The 20,934-nt window shown below is 55.8% G+C and carries 23 protein-coding genes, 1 tRNA gene and 2 pseudogenes; 9 read left to right on the top strand and 17 right to left on the bottom strand.

Features of this window, described 5'->3' with window-relative positions; translation table 11 throughout:
- Positions 1 to 50: 50 nt before the first annotated feature.
- On the bottom strand, positions 51 to 1,559 hold the full coding sequence (locus PVA48_RS01150) for a hypothetical protein (protein ID WP_146021103.1): 1,509 nt from the start codon (positions 1,557 to 1,559) through the stop codon (positions 51 to 53).
- A gap of 222 nt (positions 1,560 to 1,781) precedes the next feature.
- Between PVA48_RS01150 and PVA48_RS01145 the strand changes: the two genes are divergently transcribed.
- A tRNA-Arg gene (locus PVA48_RS01145) sits at positions 1,782 to 1,856 on the top strand.
- A gap of 373 nt (positions 1,857 to 2,229) precedes the next feature.
- On the opposite strand, the gene PVA48_RS01140 is transcribed toward PVA48_RS01145, so the two are convergent.
- The 3 genes from PVA48_RS01140 to PVA48_RS01130 all read right to left on the bottom strand — a co-directional run bounded on the left by PVA48_RS01140 (position 2,230) and on the right by PVA48_RS01130 (position 3,803).
- Positions 2,230 to 2,472 (bottom strand): hypothetical protein, encoded by a 243-nt coding sequence (locus PVA48_RS01140; RefSeq protein ID WP_423232101.1) that lies wholly within the window; start codon positions 2,470 to 2,472, stop codon positions 2,230 to 2,232.
- A gap of 17 nt (positions 2,473 to 2,489) precedes the next feature.
- Positions 2,490 to 2,942, bottom strand: a complete 453-nt coding sequence (locus PVA48_RS01135) for a hypothetical protein (protein ID WP_423232100.1) — start codon at positions 2,940 to 2,942, stop codon at positions 2,490 to 2,492.
- A 207-nt stretch (positions 2,943 to 3,149) separates the two neighbouring features.
- Positions 3,150 to 3,803, bottom strand: a complete 654-nt coding sequence (locus tag PVA48_RS01130; RefSeq protein ID WP_146018136.1) for a hypothetical protein — start codon at positions 3,801 to 3,803, stop codon at positions 3,150 to 3,152.
- A 740-nt stretch (positions 3,804 to 4,543) separates the two neighbouring features.
- Here PVA48_RS01130 and PVA48_RS01125 point away from each other — a divergent pair.
- Together PVA48_RS01125 and PVA48_RS01120 are read left to right on the top strand one after the other, a co-directional pair.
- Positions 4,544 to 5,203, top strand: coding sequence for a hypothetical protein (locus tag PVA48_RS01125; RefSeq protein ID WP_146018135.1), 660 nt, complete (start codon positions 4,544 to 4,546; stop codon positions 5,201 to 5,203).
- Between the two features lie 13 nt (positions 5,204 to 5,216).
- Positions 5,217 to 6,143, top strand: coding sequence for a hypothetical protein (locus PVA48_RS01120; protein ID WP_022396616.1), 927 nt, complete (start codon positions 5,217 to 5,219; stop codon positions 6,141 to 6,143).
- 26 nt (positions 6,144 to 6,169) lie between these two features.
- Here PVA48_RS01120 and PVA48_RS01115 read toward each other — a convergent pair whose 3' ends face one another.
- From PVA48_RS01115 to PVA48_RS01105, 3 genes are all read right to left on the bottom strand, one after another.
- The gene (locus PVA48_RS01115) at positions 6,170 to 6,622 is read right to left on the bottom strand and encodes a hypothetical protein (RefSeq protein WP_102726967.1); all 453 of its coding nucleotides are present in this window, start codon (positions 6,620 to 6,622) and stop codon (positions 6,170 to 6,172) included.
- Between the two features lie 111 nt (positions 6,623 to 6,733).
- Positions 6,734 to 7,255: a hypothetical protein gene (locus tag PVA48_RS01110; RefSeq protein ID WP_022396618.1), complete on the bottom strand. Its 522-nt coding sequence runs from the start codon at positions 7,253 to 7,255 to the stop codon at positions 6,734 to 6,736.
- Between the two features lie 80 nt (positions 7,256 to 7,335).
- Entirely contained in the window at positions 7,336 to 8,244 is a 909-nt protein-coding gene (locus tag PVA48_RS01105) for a hypothetical protein (RefSeq protein ID WP_102736324.1), read from the bottom strand.
- 124 nt (positions 8,245 to 8,368) lie between these two features.
- On the opposite strand from PVA48_RS01105, the gene tsaB reads away from it, so the two are divergent.
- The 3 genes and pseudogenes from tsaB (at position 8,369) to PVA48_RS01090 (ending at position 10,957) form a co-directional block, all read left to right on the top strand.
- Positions 8,369 to 9,037 (top strand): tRNA (adenosine(37)-N6)-threonylcarbamoyltransferase complex dimerization subunit type 1 TsaB, encoded by a 669-nt coding sequence (gene tsaB / locus PVA48_RS01100; RefSeq protein ID WP_022396620.1) that lies wholly within the window; start codon positions 8,369 to 8,371, stop codon positions 9,035 to 9,037.
- A gap of 74 nt (positions 9,038 to 9,111) precedes the next feature.
- Positions 9,112 to 10,253 (top strand): annotated as a pseudogene (locus PVA48_RS01095) (citrate/2-methylcitrate synthase).
- Positions 10,254 to 10,342: 89 nt separating this feature from the next.
- Complete coding sequence (locus tag PVA48_RS01090; protein WP_102728256.1) at positions 10,343 to 10,957, top strand: DUF2238 domain-containing protein; 615 nt, start codon at positions 10,343 to 10,345, stop codon at positions 10,955 to 10,957.
- 107 nt (positions 10,958 to 11,064) lie between these two features.
- Here the strand turns inward: PVA48_RS01090 and PVA48_RS01085 are convergent, their stop codons facing one another.
- Positions 11,065 to 11,529, bottom strand: coding sequence for a tRNA (cytidine(34)-2'-O)-methyltransferase (locus tag PVA48_RS01085; protein WP_102728257.1), 465 nt, complete (start codon positions 11,527 to 11,529; stop codon positions 11,065 to 11,067).
- 79 nt (positions 11,530 to 11,608) lie between these two features.
- Between PVA48_RS01085 and PVA48_RS01080 the strand changes: the two genes are divergently transcribed.
- Positions 11,609 to 12,172, top strand: a complete 564-nt coding sequence (locus PVA48_RS01080; protein WP_022396624.1) for a ribonuclease H-like domain-containing protein — start codon at positions 11,609 to 11,611, stop codon at positions 12,170 to 12,172.
- A 115-nt stretch (positions 12,173 to 12,287) separates the two neighbouring features.
- Here the strand turns inward: PVA48_RS01080 and smpB are convergent, their stop codons facing one another.
- From smpB to PVA48_RS01065, 3 genes are all read right to left on the bottom strand, one after another.
- Positions 12,288 to 12,746, bottom strand: a complete 459-nt coding sequence (smpB, locus tag PVA48_RS01075) for an SsrA-binding protein SmpB (protein ID WP_022396625.1) — start codon at positions 12,744 to 12,746, stop codon at positions 12,288 to 12,290.
- 114 nt (positions 12,747 to 12,860) lie between these two features.
- Positions 12,861 to 13,082: a DNA-directed RNA polymerase subunit omega gene (locus PVA48_RS01070; protein ID WP_022396626.1), complete on the bottom strand. Its 222-nt coding sequence runs from the start codon at positions 13,080 to 13,082 to the stop codon at positions 12,861 to 12,863.
- Positions 13,083 to 13,157: 75 nt separating this feature from the next.
- A complete protein-coding gene (locus tag PVA48_RS01065; RefSeq protein ID WP_102728258.1) occupies positions 13,158 to 13,724 on the bottom strand; it encodes a pseudouridine synthase in 567 nt (188 codons plus the stop codon).
- A gap of 215 nt (positions 13,725 to 13,939) precedes the next feature.
- On the opposite strand from PVA48_RS01065, the gene PVA48_RS01060 reads away from it, so the two are divergent.
- Together PVA48_RS01060 and PVA48_RS01055 are read left to right on the top strand one after the other, a co-directional pair.
- Positions 13,940 to 14,605, top strand: a complete 666-nt coding sequence (locus PVA48_RS01060) for a hypothetical protein (protein ID WP_423232099.1) — start codon at positions 13,940 to 13,942, stop codon at positions 14,603 to 14,605.
- A 103-nt stretch (positions 14,606 to 14,708) separates the two neighbouring features.
- Positions 14,709 to 15,164 carry a nucleoside-diphosphate kinase gene (locus tag PVA48_RS01055; protein WP_022396629.1) on the top strand — a complete coding sequence of 152 codons (456 nt, stop codon included), beginning with the start codon at positions 14,709 to 14,711 and terminating at the stop codon, positions 15,162 to 15,164.
- 162 nt (positions 15,165 to 15,326) lie between these two features.
- Here the strand turns inward: PVA48_RS01055 and PVA48_RS01050 are convergent, their stop codons facing one another.
- From PVA48_RS01050 to PVA48_RS01025, 6 genes and pseudogenes are all read right to left on the bottom strand, one after another.
- Positions 15,327 to 16,148 carry a glycosyltransferase family 2 protein gene (locus tag PVA48_RS01050; RefSeq protein WP_022396630.1) on the bottom strand — a complete coding sequence of 274 codons (822 nt, stop codon included), beginning with the start codon at positions 16,146 to 16,148 and terminating at the stop codon, positions 15,327 to 15,329.
- Positions 16,149 to 16,156: 8 nt separating this feature from the next.
- A pseudogene (locus PVA48_RS01045) lies at positions 16,157 to 17,100 on the bottom strand (glycosyltransferase family 2 protein).
- 135 nt (positions 17,101 to 17,235) lie between these two features.
- On the bottom strand, positions 17,236 to 17,904 hold the full coding sequence (locus tag PVA48_RS01040; protein WP_022396632.1) for a prepilin-type N-terminal cleavage/methylation domain-containing protein: 669 nt from the start codon (positions 17,902 to 17,904) through the stop codon (positions 17,236 to 17,238).
- Positions 17,905 to 17,923: 19 nt separating this feature from the next.
- Entirely contained in the window at positions 17,924 to 19,192 is a 1,269-nt protein-coding gene (locus PVA48_RS01035; protein WP_022396633.1) for a type II secretion system F family protein, read from the bottom strand.
- Between the two features lie 66 nt (positions 19,193 to 19,258).
- A complete protein-coding gene (locus PVA48_RS01030) occupies positions 19,259 to 19,990 on the bottom strand; it encodes a GspE/PulE family protein (RefSeq protein WP_423232480.1) in 732 nt (243 codons plus the stop codon).
- A complete protein-coding gene (locus tag PVA48_RS01025; RefSeq protein WP_423232098.1) occupies positions 19,903 to 20,916 on the bottom strand; it encodes a GspE/PulE family protein in 1,014 nt (337 codons plus the stop codon). Before PVA48_RS01025 ends, PVA48_RS01030 begins: the two co-directional genes overlap by 88 nt.
- Positions 20,917 to 20,934: the final 18 nt, after the last annotated feature.

Below are 20,934 nucleotides of genomic sequence, written 5' to 3'. Positions count from 1 at the left end.
CCCCGGCTCAAGGCTTTTGTGCGCCCCGTTCCGCTTCCGGAAGGGCGGATTTATTGTTCCGGAGGATGTTTTTTCATATACCGTTCCAATTCCTCCCTGTTTTTCCGGAGCTGATTCAATTGGCCGGAGCCTTCCTGAAGATAATTGACGTCTCCCGAAGTCCAGAACGAATAAACGTGGTCCAGCACGGATGACTGAATAGGGGGGCAGGAATCCTCATCTTCCATGAATTCTTCTTTCAGAGCTTGCAGAATCAGGTCTTTGCAGCCCAGGTCCGTACTGAACAGCATGCCAGAGAAGGCTCCGTGATGATTCTTGCCGCCCCGGAAGCGGGAAAGCAAATGGAGATAGGTCTTCAATTCCTGTTCCGCAGCAGGTTCCAGTTTCAAAAAGGAACGCCGGACTCTCATTTCTTCCCCGTTCCACCACAAATCATAGGGCGTCATGGCGGGCGGATGGTCCATCCGGCTGAAATCGTACAGAAAGCGGGAATGCCGTCCCAGATACGTGGTGGCTGTGTGGAGAAATCCCTGGTGGATATAGGCGCCCCCGCACTGGCCGTCCGAATAAATTTTCATCCAGGCCGTGGCGTGTTCCGGAGCATTGGGGAACAGATCCTTCCAGACCGGATTTGTTGAAAGAGGCAGCGTCATACACTCTTTCCGAAGGAATGCTTCAGCAGACTTGCCCTGGCGCAAAGAGGGCTTTTTCCCTTCCCAAAAGTTATTTGCCGAGTCAGGACAGGAAGAATAAAATTTTGCGTCCAACTCTCGCCAGTAAAAACCGCGCGGGGGAACTTTCTTCATTTCCCCGGCAATTCTGCGGGTGTCGGCGCATAACTCATGAATCATGAGCTGGGTCTCAGGCGTAAAATTATCCATGCTCGCCGCGTCAACAAGAAGATGGAAAATGTGGAACATCTGGCGTTTCAGGGGTAAACGGCCGCGGTAAGAATGCAGTTCCGTGGCAATCAGTCCGGGAGCCGCGGAGTAAAAGGAATATCCTTGGTCACAGCACCCGAACATCTCCGCAGGAATGTCCAGCACGGCGGTTTCCATGCACTTCTTCCAGGTGGTTTTGAGTTCCTGCGCCAGAGCATGCGGCAGGATGGCAACGCCGCGGCGAACGTAATTCCTGCTGTACTCCTGCCAATGCAGACGGCGGATTTTTTGATCCTTCCATGCATTCAGCAGAGCGGCAGAGGGGTGTAGCCATGCAGGGAATGTTTCTTCCGGAAAATAATCCGGAAGATATTTTTCAAGAAGGGAGGCCCACCAGCTCTTCCACAGGGGAGCGCTGTTGATAAAATAATCTGTTTTGTTGCCTTCTGCCGCTACCGCCCAGTGGAGTTCGTTTCCTATGAGGGCGACTGCGCGTTCCGGCTCCCAGGAGGGACAATCCACAGCGGCCATTTCATAATTCCGGGCCGCTTCCGGCAAAAGCAGAGACAGGACCCGGGGAGTATACCGTTCCCATTCCCAGTAAAGGCGGAGAGGGTAATACTTTACCTCCTCCGGGCCCAATCCTGTTTGATCCGGGGTTGGGGCGGGCCGGTACATGGCGCGTATGGCCGGCCTTGCGTCCGGCAGGCTGTCATGACAATGGCCGTATCCGGTCAGGGAAACGCAGAGAACAGAGAGAAAACAAGCAGTTGGGAAAAAACTCACGAAAACGGTTCTAGGAAAAAAATGCTTCAAAATCAAGGTTCATGGAGTAATTGCCCTGCTTTTTGCTTGAGCGGGGAAACCTTCCCGTTTATTGTCCTGCACGGACAATGTCCGGTCCCCGTAGTTCAATGGATAGAACGGGTCTCTCCTAAAGACTAGATGCAGGTTCGATTCCTGCCGGGGACGCCACCTAAATCCTTCTAATACCTTGCGTAAGTATTGAAAATGCAAGGATTTTTATTTATTGCATTCCCCTAATGCATCTCTGATCTTCTGGGTCGAGCTACATTCAAGGGTACATTTTGTACTTTTCACAAGACATGCCCGCAATTTCTCCATCATGATGGCTGAGTGGAAGAAGAGAAACCATGCTTGGCTTGTTGCGTTGTGCGTTGCAGGGAACAGCAGGTAAAAACGGAGAGAATACCCGCCATTCTCAATGGTGGCCCATCCGAAAAAACGAAAGCTTTTGTAATGAATTGATTAAGGCAAGTAATTTGACACTAACTCCGGATTGATTTTAGTTTCGAGTGCCAAGTGTTCTATCAAGCAATTTGGCCTTTCAATCTTTTTTCAAGGTGCGATTGATAAATTGATGAATCTCTTGGTCGGAATATCCTGCCATCTTGATATATTTACGAATCTCTGTTTTTTTGCCGGGAAATAAATTAGTAAGAAGAATCATGAAATTCTTCTCCGAGCGTTCAATAATGTTCTTTAGCAGAAGGTTTCGGGAAGTTTGCGTGTTGCTTACAACGGTGTAATCCTTGAATTGCTGGTCGTTGTCATGAATCCGTTTGTTCATGTCTTTAGAGACGTCATTTATCTTTTTTTCTGTTTCCGGTCCTGTTCCTTTTTTTGGATTTGAGCAATTTTAGAAAATGCGTTTTCCATGATTTCAATGTTTTTCTTCAGCGTGGCTTTTGCTTCTTTATCAGAAACGAATACCGGTTCGTCCGAGTAGGATTTTGATTTAGTGCCGTTGAGGAAGTCACGCATAATGGCAGCCCCGTAGGATGCCATCGATTCTCTTGATGCTTTATCATCGGGAAAAAGGTCGCGATAAGTGGAAATGGCGAGCATTTCCAGGGCTTCCTCCTTAAGATAAAGATCTGCGTCGCGGCTGTTTATAGTGCGCCTTGCCTGATCGGCTGAATCTATGGTAAGAAGAGGTGTATTGGCGATAAAATAAAGAATCCAAGGGATATTGTTACGAATTTCTTCACTTGGAAATTCATTTTCTCCTGTAGACTTCCTGATGCGTTCGAGCTCCATGGCTGCTTCCTTGAAAATTCTTCTGATTGACCTTTATCAAGAAGTTTTTTTAATGTTGATGCTGATGTCTGAGCGTTTTTTAAAACCTCAAGAGAATCAGGTTTGACGAGGCTGGCATCAAATAATTGTATTTTTGCCATAGTAGGATAGATGGAAAAAATGAAAATTCCAATTGATATTAATATATTTATCATTTTATATAAAAATTTATAATATTTGTTCTATAGCCTTTACCGAAAAAGGGACTTTGAATTTTGTAATGGTTCCGGAACAGTTTTTCTGTTTCGGGAATTCAGGATCATTTGTCCGTGTGACGGTAAATGTCTGTTGGATTTGTTCAATACGCTTCTTAATTTGAGTTGCTTCATAATTGGATAACCATGTCCATTTGCACGTTCCGTTTAATTTGGCAATGGTGTTAAATAACATAACCAAAGTTACGTGGTCATCTAATTCATTGCGCAAATTAGGAGGATCTCCCTTATTGCCGGGATCATGGTCGTTAAGTTTAAATGGCGGAGGTTCTTTTGGGTCAAGGACGGTACCCCCATCTTTCTCTATAATACCACAGTTGGAAAAGCTAACGGACGTTGGATGTACAGTAATGATAATGTACCCAGTAATGCCGAACCCAATATTTGATTGATTGCTGTATTCTTCTCCTTTTTTTCCTGTTAAACGAGTAGGTTTTTTAAGGTTAAAAGTAATTTCTGCCGGAGGAAAATCCTCAGCTTCTGCTTTGACGGTAACATTATTATTTTCCATGATCAAGTCAGCCATCAAGGTTGCAGTGGTTCCGCGTCCATTTAACGTTGCTCCTTTTCCCTTCTTAGTCCAGGTAACCTTCGTATTCTTATTCAATGGCTTGCCTCCTTTGCGTGTTAGTGTCAGTGTTACAATTTCTCCTATGCCTATTTCTTTTCGCCCCTTATCCTTTTTTTATTCAATTTTTTAATGATACAATCAGCTGATGGGTTTTCTGTTTGGGATGTGATTTCCAGCATCCTGTTTTCTGCATGAACGTCTATGACGTTCATAAGGGCACAGGCGAAGGCAATCATAAAATATTTCTCTGTTCTCATGGCGTTGGATTAAAAGATCTTAAAGGTTAGAATGGATAAAATGACTTATAGAGCTGGAACGCGCGAAGTCAACTTGACAAGGTTGGACTCTATCCGGGATTTACACTCTCTTGAAATGGGGAGGGCTTTCAGCACTTATATGATGTGAATATATAGCAATTCTGGATTTGGCTATATTTTTTAAAGTAATTTTATTTCCTTGTTATTTGAGCAGATTTCCATTTTACCATGTTTTTTTATGAATAGTGGATGGAGGAAAGGAAAACCACGGAGAGCGGCGGGAAAGCAGGAATACTGAGTGGTCGCTATGTCCAGCTTGTTTTCAAAGCGTTCCTTTTTCCTTGCGCAGACGTTAGTGTTTGTTAGATTGCCCCCGTCGCTACCTCCATGAAGTGTTTTTCCGCGTGTCTCTTTCTCGTGTGTTCAGCTATCCATCCCGCTGTTGCTTCAACGAATGTTCCGTTGCTCCGGGATGCGGCGCTGCATTTGTCCTTCCTGAGAATTCTGGTGGAAGATCCTGTGACCAAAATTATTCCCCAGTTGCTGCTGGGGATGTCATGCGTTTATGAAGATCAGCTTGGGGGCCCCGTTTTTTATGAAGAGGCCCCGGAAGAGCTTGTCTGCACGGATTCAACGGGAAGAAGCCTGAAGATTTACAGGGTTTCCGCCGATGCAACCAAGGCGTCCGGCGTGGGACACGGTGATCCCGTCTGGTTTGCCGTCGCTATCCAGCGCCCTGATCCCGGTGCGGAGTGGGTGCGCCTCCGGGGATTTCTTTTGTGCGCTTTTGCTGATGACCTGGTGGAGCTGCCCGCTGTAGTCCTGCCTCTGCTGGAGGAAGGAACCAGGGTGGAATTGCCTCTTGAAAAGCCGCGGAAGGACAAGGTGGCCCTTACGCTGGAAAAAAACTTTAACCGCTGGAATCTGAAGGTGGAGGGAAGGAGTGATTTTTATTTCAATTCCATGAGTGTCAGGGAGGAAAACGGGCTTCCCCTGAAAGGCCGCGGCGATTTGAACAGCCGGGGCAGGAAGATGCGCATGTGGGGGAAGGATTACCGTGTTTCCGCCCGCTGCCGCTCCTTGCGCGTGGTGGTTTCCTATTGGAATAAGCGCATGTTCCGCAAGGTGCCCGTAGATATGAAGATCGGCCTGGGAGGGGCTGCCATTCCCGGCTGTTAGTCCGAATAAGCAGATGAAATGGTTTGTCACAATCGCCTGCTGGTGTGCGGGAACGCTGATGGCGGCGGATGTTCCCATCAAGAGCGCTTCTTATTCCGGCACCAGCTTGAAGGGCCCCGTCATCGGGCTGTCTTCCATGGGACTGGTGAGGGGGGAGCCTTTTAATTTCACCAAGACAGGCATCGTGCTGTATTGCGTGTTTCCCGGTTCTGAAATGCTGGCTCCGGAACAGCCGGAACAGGAATTGACGGCTGTCGATTCCAATGGCGTGCGTCTGAGGGTGCGCTCCGTCCGTCTATGGGAAGGGGTTATTGAGGACAAGAGCTTGAGGCGGGTAAACGTGAGCCTTAATTTAAAGGATGTTCCTTCTCCGGGAGCCCGCTGGATTCAGGTGAGCGGCACTCTTTTTCTCCCTTTGTGCCAGGGGCTGGAGTCTCTGGATTTCGGGATGGTGGAATTGAAGGAGAGCGGAGTTTCCATTCCGGTGCCGGACCCTATTGCCGTGCGGAGAGCCCTGGAGAATAACCGGGTGGAGGTAGCCGACATGTCCAAGCTGGAGACGGTGACGCTGAAAGTGACCAGGCAGACGGGGCGCAGCCGTCATGCGCCGGCGAACGAACCGGGGGAGGAATGGAAGTTCATGGTGTATTCCGAGGTGTATTCGGAGAAGATGTTCCGGGCGGAGGATTTTGTGTTTCACGATGTGAAAGGCGCAAGATTGAAGCCTGTCCCTACCTGCGACCATTCTTATAATGAATACAGGGGGAAGTCCTTCCTGTTCAGGAAATCGCCCCGGTTTGTAGAAGTGGCCGCCCTGTACCAGGGGGCCTCCCGCATCAGGCCGGTTCCCGTGAATATCAAAATAGGGATAGGCGGCGTGGTGCCGGAAGTCCTTCCGGCGCCTGCGGAGGTTCCTCAGGCAGATTCCGGTTCCCGCTGATTGGTCTCCAGCTATCGCCGATTGCCTCACCATTTGAGAAGGGCGTTGCCTCCCTGGGCGAATCCGGAGAGCAGGGTGCCTGCCGCGGCGGTTTTCTGGGCTCTTGCATTGGCGCGGCCCATGTACTGTTCCATGTTCGCCCGGTTGTACAGGGACTGGGCATTCCTCATGGCTGCCGCCGCTTCATCCTGAATCCGGGTTTGCAGGCGCGTCGCCAGGGCCTGTTCCCTGACCGGCACGGAACCATCCCGGAGCAGGGAGGACTGGGCGGCGTCCAGGCGGGCGTCGCCCATTTGCCGTGTGGCGTCCTGCTGCATGCGTTTGGCATTTTCCACGCCCGTCTGTTTCTGGAGGTCCGCCTCGTTCCTGAGGGTGGCGGCGTTTGCATCCGCCGCCTGCCTGGTGGCTTCTGCACTTTTTTTCTGGGCGGACGCGGAGGCCGCGCCCGCTGCCGCCGAAGTGGCGGCCAGTGTTATCATTCCCAAAGATGCTGGATCAAATCCCATGCGCGCATCCTGATACGAAAAACGGTTCAGGCGCAAGACGCCCGAACCGTTTGACATGAATCAGGGTTTGGCACAGAAGGGTTGCTATTCAATCACGATGCTTTCAATGTTCAGCACCGGATTTTCAGGAGTGGAATGAGGATCAATGGTTCCGGTAATGATGACGGCGTCACGTTCCTTCAGCCCGTTCACACCTTTGGCGGAGTGTTTGATGGGCTGGCCCTGGTCATCCACAAATTGAACGGTCATCGTGTTGTTTTTCCGTATTTCCACCGGCACCGTTCCGGTGGACCACACTCCGCGCTCCTTCATGTTGGCCAGGAGCTGGGCCGGATCCCCGATGGTGAAGGAGGCAATATTTTTTGAGAAAACGGGTTCATCCCCCAGTACGGCTCCCTTGACGGTGACTTTATCGCCTGGCGCCGCTTTTCTGGCATCCGAGACGACGAGTGCCCGCGGGAGGCCTACCATGTTTTCCGCGAATCTCACGGCCATCTGCTGGGTGACGTTTTGATCGGAGGTGAGGGCATTCACGGTTTCCTTGGGGTTGCAGCCCATCAGGGAAACGGCGGCCATGGTCAGGGTAATGAAGTGTGTGGCTTGCATGGAATCTCCTTTTTGCTGAAAGGTTGGATTCCTTTTCACCTTCTGCCGTTCATCCTTGCCGGTAAGGAAAAGAATATTTTTCACAGGAACAAGCCGGCCGCCAGCATGAGGAGGTCCCTGAGGGCGTCCCACAGCCTTTCCGCATTGTGGACGCAGTCCGTCAAAAAGCGGTGCAGGCTTACGGCGTTGAACAGGCGCAGCAGCACCAGGAAGAGAAGCAGGTTGGCAAAGTAAACAAGGATTAGGGAGAAGAAGGTTCCGTTGTCCGCCAGGTCCGGCTGGTCCTTGGGGATGATCCATGCCGTCCAGAACAGGTGGAAGCACCACCAGAAGCCCAGGCCGGAGTAAAGAAGGGCCTGGCAGGTGACCGTGGGCCAGAAGAGGTACGCCATCCCCCAGACCAGCCCCCACAGCATGGCCCAAAGAGGCAGAAAATAGGGAGAAAGGGAGATGAAGAGGTTGTTTTTATCCGTCTGGATGTATCCCCCGTCCAGATCCGCCTTGAAGGCATGGATGGAGCCGCGGCTGCAAAAGACCGCCAGCACGTGAGTCAGTTCATGGCCCAGCACGTACAGGTACAGCAGGGATGAGGTGAACAGCCTGCTGCTGCCCAGCACCACCCACACGGCCGCCCCCATCAGGGCGTACCATACGGGGATGGAGAAGAGGATGTTGAGACTGCCGGAAGCGTGGGCGAGCTGGTCGCACAGGGACATGGCCGTAATCAGGGCCAGCGGGAGCAGAAGAAGGGTGGCTACGGCGTGCCTGACGAACCGGGTTTTGCGCGGAAGGTCCATGAAGGTGAATTCCTGGCATTCGTCCTCCCAGCATTCGGAGGTGACCTGGGCGCGGTAGGTCTTGTCCCAGGCGTCACGGTTGCATTGCCTCATCATGTCGCCAAGGCTTGCCGTGGAGCGCGGCTTCCGGGCGGTTTCTGCATACCGGCGCCAGTCCTGGCGCGGCGGTGTGTGTCTGGGTGCCTTGGGCATGCGGTGGTGAAGTGCAAGGCCAGCATAAGGGGACTTCCGCATAAATGCGAACCAAATTTGCTGCTTCCGGAAAGCGGGGAAAAAATGTTTTATGCGCGCCGGAACTTCCTGTATAATCCACCGCATGCAAGATGCTCTGCTGGTTCTGGAAACTTCCTGCGCGCAGTCTTCCGCCGCGGCATGGGGCGGAAAGGAACTGCTGTGCCGGGTGGAATGGAGAGCTGAACGCAACCATTCCTCCGCCATCTTTGAGGCGGTGCGCCAGGCGCTGGATGCCCTGGAAGGACGGTGTTTAAAGGAAATTGTGGTCGGTTCCGGGCCCGGCGCCTACGGGGGAATCCGCGTGGCTCTTGCCGTGGCGGACGGCCTTTCCCTGGTGCACGGTTCCCGCGTGGCGGCGTTTTCCTCCTGGAACGGACTGGGCATTCACGACGGGAAGGCCTGCGTGATGTCCGACGCCCGGCGCGGCGGCTGGACCTGGGGAAGGCTGGAAAACGGCATTCTGGCGGCCGCTCCGGAAGTGCTGCCCGCAGAGCAGGCCCGCGCCCGCATGGCGGAATGCCTGGAAAATGGCGTGCCCGTTTATTCCACGGAAACGGCGGAAACTCTGGCAGCCCGGGAAATGACGGGGGGCGTTCCCGTGTACCCGCATGCAGAGGCTCTGGGAGTCGCATGGCAGTCCCTGGCCGCGGGCCGCAGGGAGGAACTTTTGGAAGGTCCGGCGGAACCGCTGTATGTAAGGGCGCCCCACATCACCTGCGCCAAACGCCCCGCGTGGGCCGTGAAGGCGTAATTAAGGTTTGACTTTCTGGAAGATTGTTAGACTTTTAATCGGTAATCTTCATCACTAGTAGCATTTTTTAAAACATGAGCAATGACACTTTTTCCGCACGACACACATATCCCAAAGGTTTAAAAGGAATCATAGCTAATGAATCTGCCTTGAGTGATGTGCGCGGTGAGGAAGGGCGTCTGCTGTATCTGGGCTACGATATTGATGACCTGGTGGAGATGTGCTGTTTTGAAGAAGTGATTTACCTGCTTCTCAACAAGCGGCTGCCCAACCGGGATGAGCTGGAGGGCATCAAGAAGCGCCTCCGTTCCGACCGCGACCTTCCCCAGCCCATTCTGGATTTCTTTAAAACGGCCACCAAGTCCGCCCGGCCCATGTCCGCCCTCCGGACAGCGGTTTCCATGCTCGGCATGTATGACGACCGGACGAAGGATTCCGGCCAGTTGAAAGAGATAGGCCTCAGCCTCATCGCCAAGGTGCCCGTGATGGTGGCGTACTATTACCGTCTGTGCCAGGGGCTGGATCTTCCCCCGTGCGGGAGGATCTGAATGAGGCGGAACATTTCCTGTGGCTGCTGAAAGGGGAGGAGCCGAACCGGGATGAAGCCCACATTCTGGACGTGGCCTACATCCTGCATGCCGACCACGGCATGAATGCCTCCACCTTTGCGGCGCGCGTCTGCATCGCCACTCTTTCAGACATGTATTCCGCCATCACGGCGGCCATCGGCACGTTGAAAGGGCCGCTTCACGGGGGCGCCAATGAAGGCGTGATTGAAATGCTCAAGGAAATAGGTACGGAGGACAAGGTGGATTCCTACATTGAGGACAAACTGGCGCGGAAGGAAAAGATCATGGGCATGGGCCACCGCGTGTACCGTGTGCTGGATCCCCGCGCTCCGCATCTGCGCCGCATGGCCATCCGCCTTTCCTCCCGGATCGGGGAACCCAAGTGGATCCGCATGTCGGAACGCATCGCCAAACTTGTCCGGGAACGCAAGGGGCTGAATGCCAATGTGGATTTTTATTCCGCCACGGTTTATTACAGCATCGGCATTCCCACTAGGCTGTTCACCGCCATTTTCTCCATTGCCCGCTGCTGCGGCTGGGTGGCCCAGGTGCTGGAACAGATGGAGGACAATACGCTGTACAGGCCCCTGACCCTTTATACGGGCCCCAAGGACCGCATTCCGGTGCCTACCATTGACATGCGGTAAAAGTTTTTTAACGGAAAAGGCGCCGGAGATTATCTCCGGCGCCTTTCCTGTGTCGGCTCCCGCGCTTTTCTGCTTCTCCTTTCTCCCTCATGAAAAATTATCCCTTCTACCTGCTGGCGGTATTCGCCGTGCTGTTCATTGCCCTTGGCATTTCCCCTTCTTCCCGTTCCGTCTGGGTGGCGGAGGTGATTCCCGTGGCGCTGGCGGTCGTCCTCCTGGCGACCGGGTTCCGGAGATTCCGTTTCAGCAACTGGTCCTACACGCTGATGTTTTTCTGGCTGGCCTGCCATACGGTGGGGGCGCATTACACGTTTGCGGAAGTGCCTTTCGAGTGGTTCCGGGAGCTGGTGGGAGCCCACCGGAACCCGTTTGACCGGGTGGCCCATTTTACGGTGGGGTTTTATGCGTTTCCCGTAGCGGAGTATCTGGTGCGCAAGCAATATGCGGGGAAAGTGCTGGCGGGGATTTTCGGCCTCTTTTTCGTGATGGCTGTAGCCGCGGCGTATGAAATCATTGAATGGCAGTATGCGGTCATTGTGGGCGGGAATGACGCGAATGATTTTCTCGGCTCCCAGGGCGATATATGGGACGCCCAGAAAGACATGTTCTGCGATACCTGCGGCGCTGTCGCCTCCCTGATTCTCTTTTATCTGGTGCGCCCCTGGCGGCGGAAGGGCGCGGAGACCGCTTCTTCTCCTGGCTAGGGAGCGCCTTCCATTTCTGATTGGACCGCTGCCGTTGCCGGGAAGTCCATTCATGCCCGTGGCCTGTCGTGACCGGGGCGGCAAGAAGGATTGCTCCGGTCTCCGTGTCAGATGCCGAGCTGGCGCAATCCTTCATAGAGGACAATCGCCACGGCGGTGGAGAGGTTCAGGCTGCGGGAGCCTTCTCCGGGCATGGGAATGGTCAGGGCGGTGCCCGCGTGTTCCTTCAGCATGCTTTCCGGCAGTCCGCGGGATTCCGGGCCGAAGACCAGGTAATCCCCCTCCCGGAAATCCGCCTCCCAGTGGGAGCGGTGCGCCTTGGTGCTCAGGTACCAGAACCGCGCGGAGGGATCTGCCGCCTGTTTTAACTCCTCCAGGCTGTCCCAGACATGCAGGTCCACTTTGGCCCAGTAGTCCAGTCCCGTGCGCCGCACGTGCTTTTCATCCAGGCTGAACCCCAGTGGCCGGCTCAGGTGGAGCCTGGATCCCGTTGCCAGAGCCAGCCGCCCCGCAGCCCCCGTGTTATGCGGAATTTCCGGATGGAACATGACGATGTGGAAACGGGGCTGCATGAGCCTATTTTCACCACAAACGCGCCTTCCGTTCAAGTGGGACTTGTCCAAAAGTGGCAAATAATGTACGTTTCCTCCGATGAGAGACATCGTGTATTTTGACTTGGAAACCCGTCATTCCGCAGCGGAGGTGGGCGGCTGGCACAATACGGCCGACATGCGCGTTTCCGTGGGCGTGACTTATTCCACAGCTTCCGGCAAATACACGATTTATTCCGAGGAGATGGTGGACGACCTTATCCTGCAGCTTCGCCAGGCCGACCTGGTGGTAGGGTACAACCACGAGCATTTCGACTACGGCGTGCTCCAGCGCTATACGATGTGGAATATGATCGACATCACGAACAACCTCGATTTGTGCAAGGACATCGAACAGCGCGGCGGCGTGCGCGTCAAGCTGGATTCCGTGGCCGCCGCTTCCATCGGCTCTTCAAAAACGGCCGTGGGCACCCAGGCCCTCAAGTGGTGGGCGGAATACGTGCAGACGGGAAATACGGACCTGCTGATGGATATTGCCCGCTATTGCTGTTTTGACGTGAAGGTGACGCGGGATGTCCACTGGTACGGGGCGGAGCACGGTTTCATCCGTTATGACGACAAGAAGGGCGGCCAGGTGGAGTTGCCCGTGGATTGGAAGTTATAGTCCCTTTCCCGCGGCGGCTTTTCTATAGGGCGTTCCCGCTCACTCCGGCAGAATATAGAGCGGAGAGCAGGGAAACGGGAACGGCCTCCGGAAAGGAAGAAGCGGACGGCGTTGATTAACGGCGGTTGATGCGGGCCACTTCCCGCTGGGCTTCCCGCATTTCCACGCGGGCCTTCAGGTCATAGCGCTGGTCGCGGTGGGTCTTGCCTTTGCCAAGGCCCAGCGCCAGTTTTACCTTGCCGTTTTTCCAGTACAGCTTGAGGGCGACCAGGGAACAGCCTTTTTGGGAGGTCTGCTGTTCCAGTTTGAAAATTTCCCGTTTGTGGAGCAGCAGGCGGCGCGGGCGGCGCGACTGGTGCTGAAAGAACTCTCCGGCAGTTTCCCACGGCTGGATGTCGCAGCCGTACAGGAGCATCTGGCCGTTTTCCACCCTGGCGAAGGAATCGGCGATGTTCACCTTGCCGGCGCGGATGGATTTGACCTCCGTTCCCTTGAGTTCCATGCCGCATTCGTAGGTGTCCAGGATTTCGTAATCCCGGCGGGCTTTCTTGTTGGTGGAGATGTCGGAGCTCATGACTGGAGGGGAGGGATGAAAAGGCCCCGGGCTGGAAGAGCCGGGGGCCTGGTTGAAGAGGGGATGTTCCGTGCGGAAATCCGGGCCGGAACGGCAATAAGGGGGACGTGCTTTTTACTGGCTGTCTTCCTGGAGACTGTCGGATTCCGCATGATAGACGAGCTTGCCTTCAACAATCTCCGTCAGGGCAATGTTCGCGTTGCCCATGTGGGGGGTGGTGGGGACCAAGGGAGCGCGGCCATTGTTGAGCTGGGCAACGCGGCGGGAAACCACGTTGATCAGCATCTGGGGCTCGGGAATGATTTTGGCGGCTTGTTCGACGAGTTCGGCTTTCATGTAAAAAGGTCTAGGTAGGATCTCCTGATGCGGAAAGACATATACAGGCTGTGCCTCCCCCTAATCAAGCCTATATTACGGCATGAGCTCCCTTCGTTCACGGGAGTCCAGCTCCTTCCACGCGCCGGGTTCCAGGCCGGACAGGGTGAACCTCCCGATCCGGACGCGCAGGAGCCGGAGCGTGGGAAACCCGATGGCGGCGGTCATGCGCCGCACCTGGCGGTTTTTTCCTTCCACGAGCGTCAATTCCAGCCATGAGGTGGGAATGGCTGCGCGGTAGCGGACAGGAGGATTGCGGGGCGGTACGTCCGGCTCTCCGTGCATGGGGCGCACCCGGCAGGGCAGCGTGCGGTACCCCTGGATGGAGAGGCCGCCGCGTTCCAGAGGAAGCAGGTCCGTGGCGGACGGAACGCCTTCCACCTGGCTCCAGTAGGTTCTGGGATGCCGGTTGGAGGGGTTCAGGAGGCGGTCCACCAGGGCTTTCTCATCGGATAAAAGCAGCAGCCCTTCCGAATCCGCGTCCAGCCTGCCGACGGGATACACGCCGGCAGGAAAGCCGAATTCGGCCAGTGTCCGGTGGTGGGGAGCCTCCTGCGTGAATTGGGAAAGGACCCCGTAAGGTTTGTTAAACGCCAGAATCATGCCGTGCGCGGCAAGCGTAGCATGGGGCGCCGTCTTTGGCACGAGAAATTGAAGCGGCTTGACTTGCCCGCGCCGGGGAAGGAAAGTAACCCCATGCATGGAAAAATGGCAGGTTTTATCCTGATGCTGGCGTGCGGCGCGCCCGGCTGGGTTCAGGCGGCTCCGGATGCAGGAGAAGTGAAGGCGAAGATCGCGCGGAAAATCTGGCAGAATGAATGCGCCGGAACAGTAAAGGGGCTGGTTTCCTGGAACCGGGGGAGGCGTTCCCCTCCCTGGGCATTGGGCATTTCATCTGGTTCCCCGCCGGGATTACGGAAATGTTTGAGGAAAGCTTTCCCTCCTTTGTCCAGTTTTGCCGTAAGAGGGGAGCACGCGTTCCGGAATGGTTTTCCGGCGCGGCCCCGTGGCGCACCAGGGCGGAATTTGAAGCGGCGGACGTACGGGGCGGCCTTCCTGAACGGATGCGCCAGTGGCTGTCCAGCCCGGCGGCTCTGCAAATGCAGGCGGATTTCATTATTGCCAGGTCCGTGGCTGCCCTGGGGCGCATCAAGAGCCAGTCCCGCCGTCCGGCGGAAATGGCTGCCCGCTACAATGCCGTGGCGACGGCGCCCAACGGCATGTATGCCCTGATTGACTACGTGAATTTCAAGGGGGAGGGAACCAACCCCGCGGAACAATACCGGGGGCAGGGTTGGGGGCTCAGGCAGGTGCTGGAGGAGATGCGCCCGGCCTCTCCCGGACAGCCTGCGGCGGTTGAGTTTGCGGAGGCGGCCAAAAGGGTGCTCCAGCGTCGCGTGGACAACAGCCCGCCGGCCCGCGGAGAGGCGCGCTGGCTTGCCGGATGGCGGAACCGGTGTGATTCCTATAAGAGAAGCCTGTGACGAATTCCTTTCCCGGCGGAAAAGACCAGTTGCGCAATTATCCTTGACCTGCCGGGGATTAGGGTGTAATTCCCTCACTTCATCCTGAAACTTCGCTAATTTTATGCCAAACACTCAAGAAGAAACAACGCTGATTTTGCTGAAACCCGATTGCGTGCGGAAAAACCTTTCCGGCACCATTTTGAAACGTTTTTTGTCCGAAGGGTTTCGCCTGCGCGGCATAAAGATGATTCAGCTTGACGAGCCGGTGCTCCGGGAACATTACGCCCATATTCTGGACCTTGTCGTCAATGGGGAACCGCTTTTCCCGAAACTGCTTGATTTCATGACCAGCTCTCCGGTCATCGCCATCGCCCTGAAGGGGCCCGGCGTCATTGTACGCGTGCGCGAACTGCTGGGGCCCACCAATTCCCAGAAGGCGCAGAAAGGCACCATCCGCGGCGATTACGGAACGGACAGCATGATGAACATCTGCCATGCTTCCGACAGCCGGGAATCCGCCGCCGTGGAACTGGTGAGATTCTTCCGGGAAGAAGAGCTGTTTGACAGCCTTAACTAAGGTTTTATCCTTTTTCCATCCGGTTTGTGACGGGCCGCGGCTGTAAAACGGCTGCGGCCTTTGCCGTACCGGGAAGCGCCTTTGTGGAAAGGAAGGGAGTGCCGGAGATTGGGAGGACGGGCCGGAGGCTCCGGGGAGGAGGGAAGGAGAGGGAGCAGCGGATTACTTTTCCCAGGGAGTGGTCAGGTAAAGGAAGGCCTTTTTCATGCGGTAGGCCTCCCGCATGAAGCCGTCCAGGATGTTGTTGCAGCTCTGCTTGGAAAAGGAATAGCCGTAAACGCGCTTGATGGCGGCGTCTTCGCTGTGCTGTTTCTGGCGTTTTAATTCGGCGTCCATGTCCCGGCGTTCCACATTGGGGGCGCTCAGGTTGTCGCCGTGCCAGCGGAAATCCGCCAGCAGCCTGTTGTAATGGACAAACTTTTTTCCGGCACGGCCCAGGCGTGCGTAATATTCCCCGTCCATATCGTAGCGGAACCGTTCGTCCAGCAGAAACCCTTCTTCAATCGTGGTGCTCCGGCGCAGGAACAGTGCGGTGGAGGCCAGGTAAGTTCCGTACCAGATGTGCATGTTCAGGCTGTAGGGAAGGGCTTTCATGGGCCGCTGGAGGGCTCCGTCCGGGCCGATGAAGTTCCAGGCGCCGTGCACGATGTCCGCATCCGGCCGGGAATCCGCAAAAGCCTTGACCGCAGCCAGAGCGCCCGGCAGCAGCCGGTCGTCCGTATTCAGCCACATGACCCACTTGCCGCGTGCCTTGCGGAATCCGCGGTTGATGCCTTCCGACATGCCGGAATCCTTTTCCACATGGAGTTTCAGGTGCGGATAGGAATTCAGGATGTCCAGCGTTCCGTCCGTGGAGCCCGCATCCTGGATGATGTGTTCAAAGGTGGCTCCTTCCTGATTCTTGACGCTTTCAATGCACTCCCGCACGTACCTGGCGTAGTTATAGCTGGGCGTGACGATGCTGAAATCCGGTTCGGTATCCATGGGGAGGGCTAGTTGGAAGGAGCGATGGAGCGTTCCCTGGCAATGTAAATGGGGCGCTTTTTAACTTCCGTATAGGTCTTGGCCAGGTACTGGCCCAGGATGCCCAGGCACAGCAGAACGATGCCTCCCATCAGGCAGAAGACGCACACCATGGAAGTCCAGCCGTAGGCGGAATGGGGCCAGATCAATTCACGGATCGTCAGGACAATGATGGAAAGGAAGGAAATGAAGGAGAGGAGCACCCCCATGATGGAAGCCAGCGCCAGGGGAGCGGTGGAAAAGGCCACGATGCCTTCAATGGAATACAGGAACAGTTTGAAGAAAGACCACTTGGTTTCTCCGGCTACCCGTTCCACGTTCTCGTATTCAAACCATTTGGTGCGGAAGCCCACCCATTCGTACAGCCCCTTGGAAAAGCGGTTGTATTCCTTCAGGGAAAGCAGGGCTTCCAGCACGGGGCGCGTCATCAGCTTGTAATCCCGGGCCCCGTCCACGATGTGCGTGTCCGATATCCGGTGAATCGTCTTGTAAAAGGCGCGCGCGAAGAAGGACCGCAGCGGCGGTTCCCCCTGCCTGGTGACGCGGCGCGTGCCTGCGCAGTCGTATCCTTCCTTCTCGATGGCTTTCACCATCTCCGGAAGCAGGGAGGAGGATCCTGAAGGTCCACGTCCATGACGGCCGCGTAATCTCCCGTAGCAGCTTCCAGCCCCGCATAGATGGCAGCTTCCTTCCCGAAGTTGCGGGAAAAGGAGATGAATTTCACCTCCGGGGAATGCTCTGCCAGTTTCTTGACCATTTCCAAGGTATGGTCCGTGGAACCGTCATCCACGAAGATGAGTTCCAGGGCATAGGCCGCCAGGTGTTCCTTGAAAACCCGGTCTACTTCTTGCTTGAACGCCGGAATGGCCTGTTCTTCATTCAGGCAGGGAACAATCAGGGAAATGCGTTTCATGGCAATGCCCGGATCATACGCCAGAACCTGTCCGGATGCCAGCAAATAGTGCCCTGTACGCAGAGCAGCCTTCCTCCGCCGGAGAGGGAGGAAGGCTGCCGGAAAAAAGGGCCGTTCGCGGAGAAAAAGGAAGGATCAGAACTTCGGCAGGTTGCCGATGTCGTCCTCGTTTTCAGGGGCATGCGGGTCTTTGAGATCGCTGTCCCCGTCCTTGCCGAAGGACCAGAAATCATAATCCGGATTCAGGCCGTTGCCCATTTTCAGGTTCTTGGCATTGGCGGATTTGGTGGGGATGGCCTGCTCGCTGCCTAGGCGGTAGCGGTAGGGGGAGCCCCACGGGTCCGCCAGAATGTAGAGGGTGACCGGCCTCCCGTCCTTGCTTTTCACGTGGACTTCCCGGACGGTCGGGTTGCTCTTGGGCTGGGTGGCGGGGTTCAGTTCGTCATTGTAAATGGTGGTATCCCTGCCGGGCACGCCTTCATTCTTGTGGTCCCCGAACAGGGCCATGTAAACGACGTTGGAGCTGTATTCCTCACCGTTTGCCACGGCCACGCCGTGATTGTTGAAAGGGGCTTCCGTACCGTAGGGGTAGCGGTCATGGTCGCTGTGGTAGCTTTCCAGCCCCATTTCAATCTTGCGGACGATGGATTCCGTGGCCTGCTCGTTCTTTCTGGTTTCAAGCCAGGTGTAGATGGAGATGGTCAGCGTGGCCAGCACCACGATGATGACCATCACCACCAGGATTTCCATGAGGGTGAAGCCCTTTGCCGCCCGGAGGCGGCTGTATGCGGATCGAATCTTCATCTGGTTCTGCGTAGGGAGGTTAACCCATTTTTTCAATGACCTGCAGTAGGGGCAGGAACATGGCGAACACGATGCCGCCCACGACCACGGCCAGGAATACGATCATGATGGGTTCCAGCATGGAGGTCATGGCTCCCACGGCATTGTCCACTTCATCATCGTACACGTCCGCGATCTTGAGGAGCATGTCCGGAAGCTGGCCGGTTTCTTCACCCACGTCCACCATGGAGATCACCATGGGCGGGAAGAGCTTGGAGGAAGACATGGGCGTTACCACGGATTCACCTTCCTTCACGGAATCATGGATGAGGCCGATGGCGTCTCCCACGATCATGTTGCCGGCGGTATCCTTGGTGATGGTAAGCGCCTGGAGGATGGGAACGCCGGAGGTCACCAGCGTGCCGAAGGTACGGGCGAAGCGGGCGATGGCGCTCTTGCTCTGCACGTTGCCGATGACCGGCATGGTCAGCAGGGCGGAGTCAATCTTGCGGCGGCCGTTGGGCGTCTTGCTCATGGCCGTGAAGATAGCATACAGGATGGCGACGACGGCGGCCAGAATGACGGCGTTGGGCACGAATAAGGGCGCGGCCATGAACCAGTCACTGATGCCGAACACGAATTCGGAAATGGCGGGAAGCTCCTGGTTCTGTTCCGCGAACATCGCCTTGAATTTGGGGACGATGACCAGCATCAGGAAGATCACGATGCCCACCGCAATGAACAGCACGATGGAGGGGTACACCATGGCGGAGATCACCTTGCTCTTCAGTTTCTGCGCCTTTTCCTGGTATTCCGCCAGGCGGTTCAGCACGACTTCCAGCACACCGCCGAGTTCACCGGCCTTCACCATGTTCACGAACAGGCGGTCAAAGATTTTGGGATGCTGGGCCAGGGCTTCGGAGAAGGTGGAGCCGCCCTGCACGGAATCGCCCAGGGCTTCAATGGTCACGCGCAGGTTGGGGTTCGCCTCCTGCTTGGCCAGCACGTTCAAGCTCTGGAGCAGGGGAAGCCCTGCGTCAATCAGGGTGGCGAGCTGGCGGGTGAAAATCATCAGGGCCTTGGCCTTGATTCTGCCGCCCAGCCTGCCTTTTTGCTTCTTGCCTCCCTTGGCCTTCTTCTTGGCGGCGGGCGTTTGCTGAATCTTGCCTTTTCCCGCTTCTACGATCTGGGTGGGGTACAGGCCATGCGCCCGGATGGATTCCATGGCCTCCGCTTCGGAATTGGCCTCCAGGGTACCCGTTTTCTGGTCGCCTTTATGGTCAAGTGCTGTATATTGATATTTAGGCATATATGTGGTGTTTTAAGTGTTTTCTGCTTGGTGGTTGAAATGGTGGGTGCGGTATCCGGCTGTCCATTAAGTATACTTCAGCACTTCTTCAATGGTGGTATTGCCGTCGTAAATATTTCTCAGACCGTCTTCACGCAGGGTGGACATGCCCATTTCAATGGCCTTCTGCTTCAGCACCACGGAGGGCGCGCGGTCCGTAATCATGTCCCGCAGGGTATCGTTGATATCCAGAAGCTCGTAGATCCCCTTGCGGCCCTTGTAGCCGGAGTTGGAGCATTTGTCGCAACCGCGGCCCGTGAAGAAATGCTTGTCTCCCAGTTCATAGGGAGACACGCCAAGCTGGGAGAGGATGGTGGAGGAGGGTTCATACGGCGTGCGGCAGTCCGGGCAGATGGTGCGCACCAGGCGCTGGGCCAGCACCCCTTCCAGGGAGGCTGCCACCAGGAAAGGTTCGCAGCCCATGTCCACCAGTCGCGTAATGGCGCCGGCGGAGTCGTTCGTGTGCAGGGTGGAGAGCACCAGGTGGCCCGTCAGGGATGCCTGGATGGCGATCTGGGCGGTCGCCATGTCTCGCATTTCCCCCACCAGAATGCGGTCCGGGTCCTGTCGCAGGAAGGCGCGGAGCACCATCGGGAAATCCAGGCCAATAGCTTCATTGATCGGGATCTGGATAATGCCGTCGATGTCGTATTCCACGGGGTCCTCCGCCGTCAGCACCTTGGAATCAATGGTATTGATTTCCCGCAGGGCGGCATACAGCGTGGTGGTCTTGCCGGCGCCGGTGGGACCGGTGACGATGAAAATGCCGTTGGGTTTGTGGACCGTATCCAGAATATATTCATGAATATGCGGGGGAGCCCCAGGTTGTCCAGGTTCAGGTTGACGGAAGAGCGGTCCAGCACGCGGAGCACCACGGATTCACCGTACTGGGTGGGCAGGGAGGAAACACGCATGTCCACCGCCCGGTTCCCTATCTGCTTGACGATTCGGCCGTCCTGCGGAACGCGGCGTTCCGCGATGTTCATGTTCGCCATGACCTTGACGCGGGAAATAACCGGGACGGACAGGTGAACGGGCGGCGGCTGCATTTCATAAAGGGAGCCGTCCACGCGGTAGCGGATTTTGAATTCCTTTTCAAAGGGTTCAAAGTGAATGTCGGATGCTTTTTCCTTAATGGCCTGCGTGATGACCAGGTCCACAAAGCGAATGACGGGCGCGGCGGCGGAATCTTCCGTTTCATTGTTGACCTGCATGTTGTTGAGCTCCTGCATCAGGTCCGTCATGGCGGCGGATTCCCCGCCGTACAGTTCGTTGATGCGTTCGGAAATCTGGTAATCCGGAGCGATGAGGACGTGGATGTCTTGGCCGAGGGCGAAGCGCAGGTCCTCCACCGTCTGCGGATTCAGGGGGTCCACCAGGCAGACGTACAGGCCTTCCGGGCCGTGCCGCACGGGCAGGGCGCCGTGCAGGCGCACGAGCGTGGCCGGCATCATGTTCTGCACGTTCGGGTCCGGCTGGAAGTTGTCCAGCGTAATGAATTCCGTCCCCAGGTCGCTGGCGATCATCTGCCAGATATCGTCCTTGCTGCCGATGATGCCGAAGTCTGCCAGCACTTCCGGCAGCTCCTTGCCGGAGACGGTCATTTCCTCCTTGATGTCCTTCGCCAGGGATTTGTCGATCATTCCCCGGCCGATAAAAAGTTCCAGTGTAAGATTGGTGTCCATAATAATCAGAATGAATTG

Origin of the sequence: Akkermansia sp. JRP_AM1 (assembly GCF_049262625.1) — a bacterium.
Taxonomy (GTDB): Bacteria; Verrucomicrobiota; Verrucomicrobiia; order Verrucomicrobiales; family Akkermansiaceae; genus Akkermansia; species Akkermansia massiliensis.
Note: the sequence above shows the minus strand (reverse complement) of the source record. Positions and strands in the feature narration are given on the sequence as shown.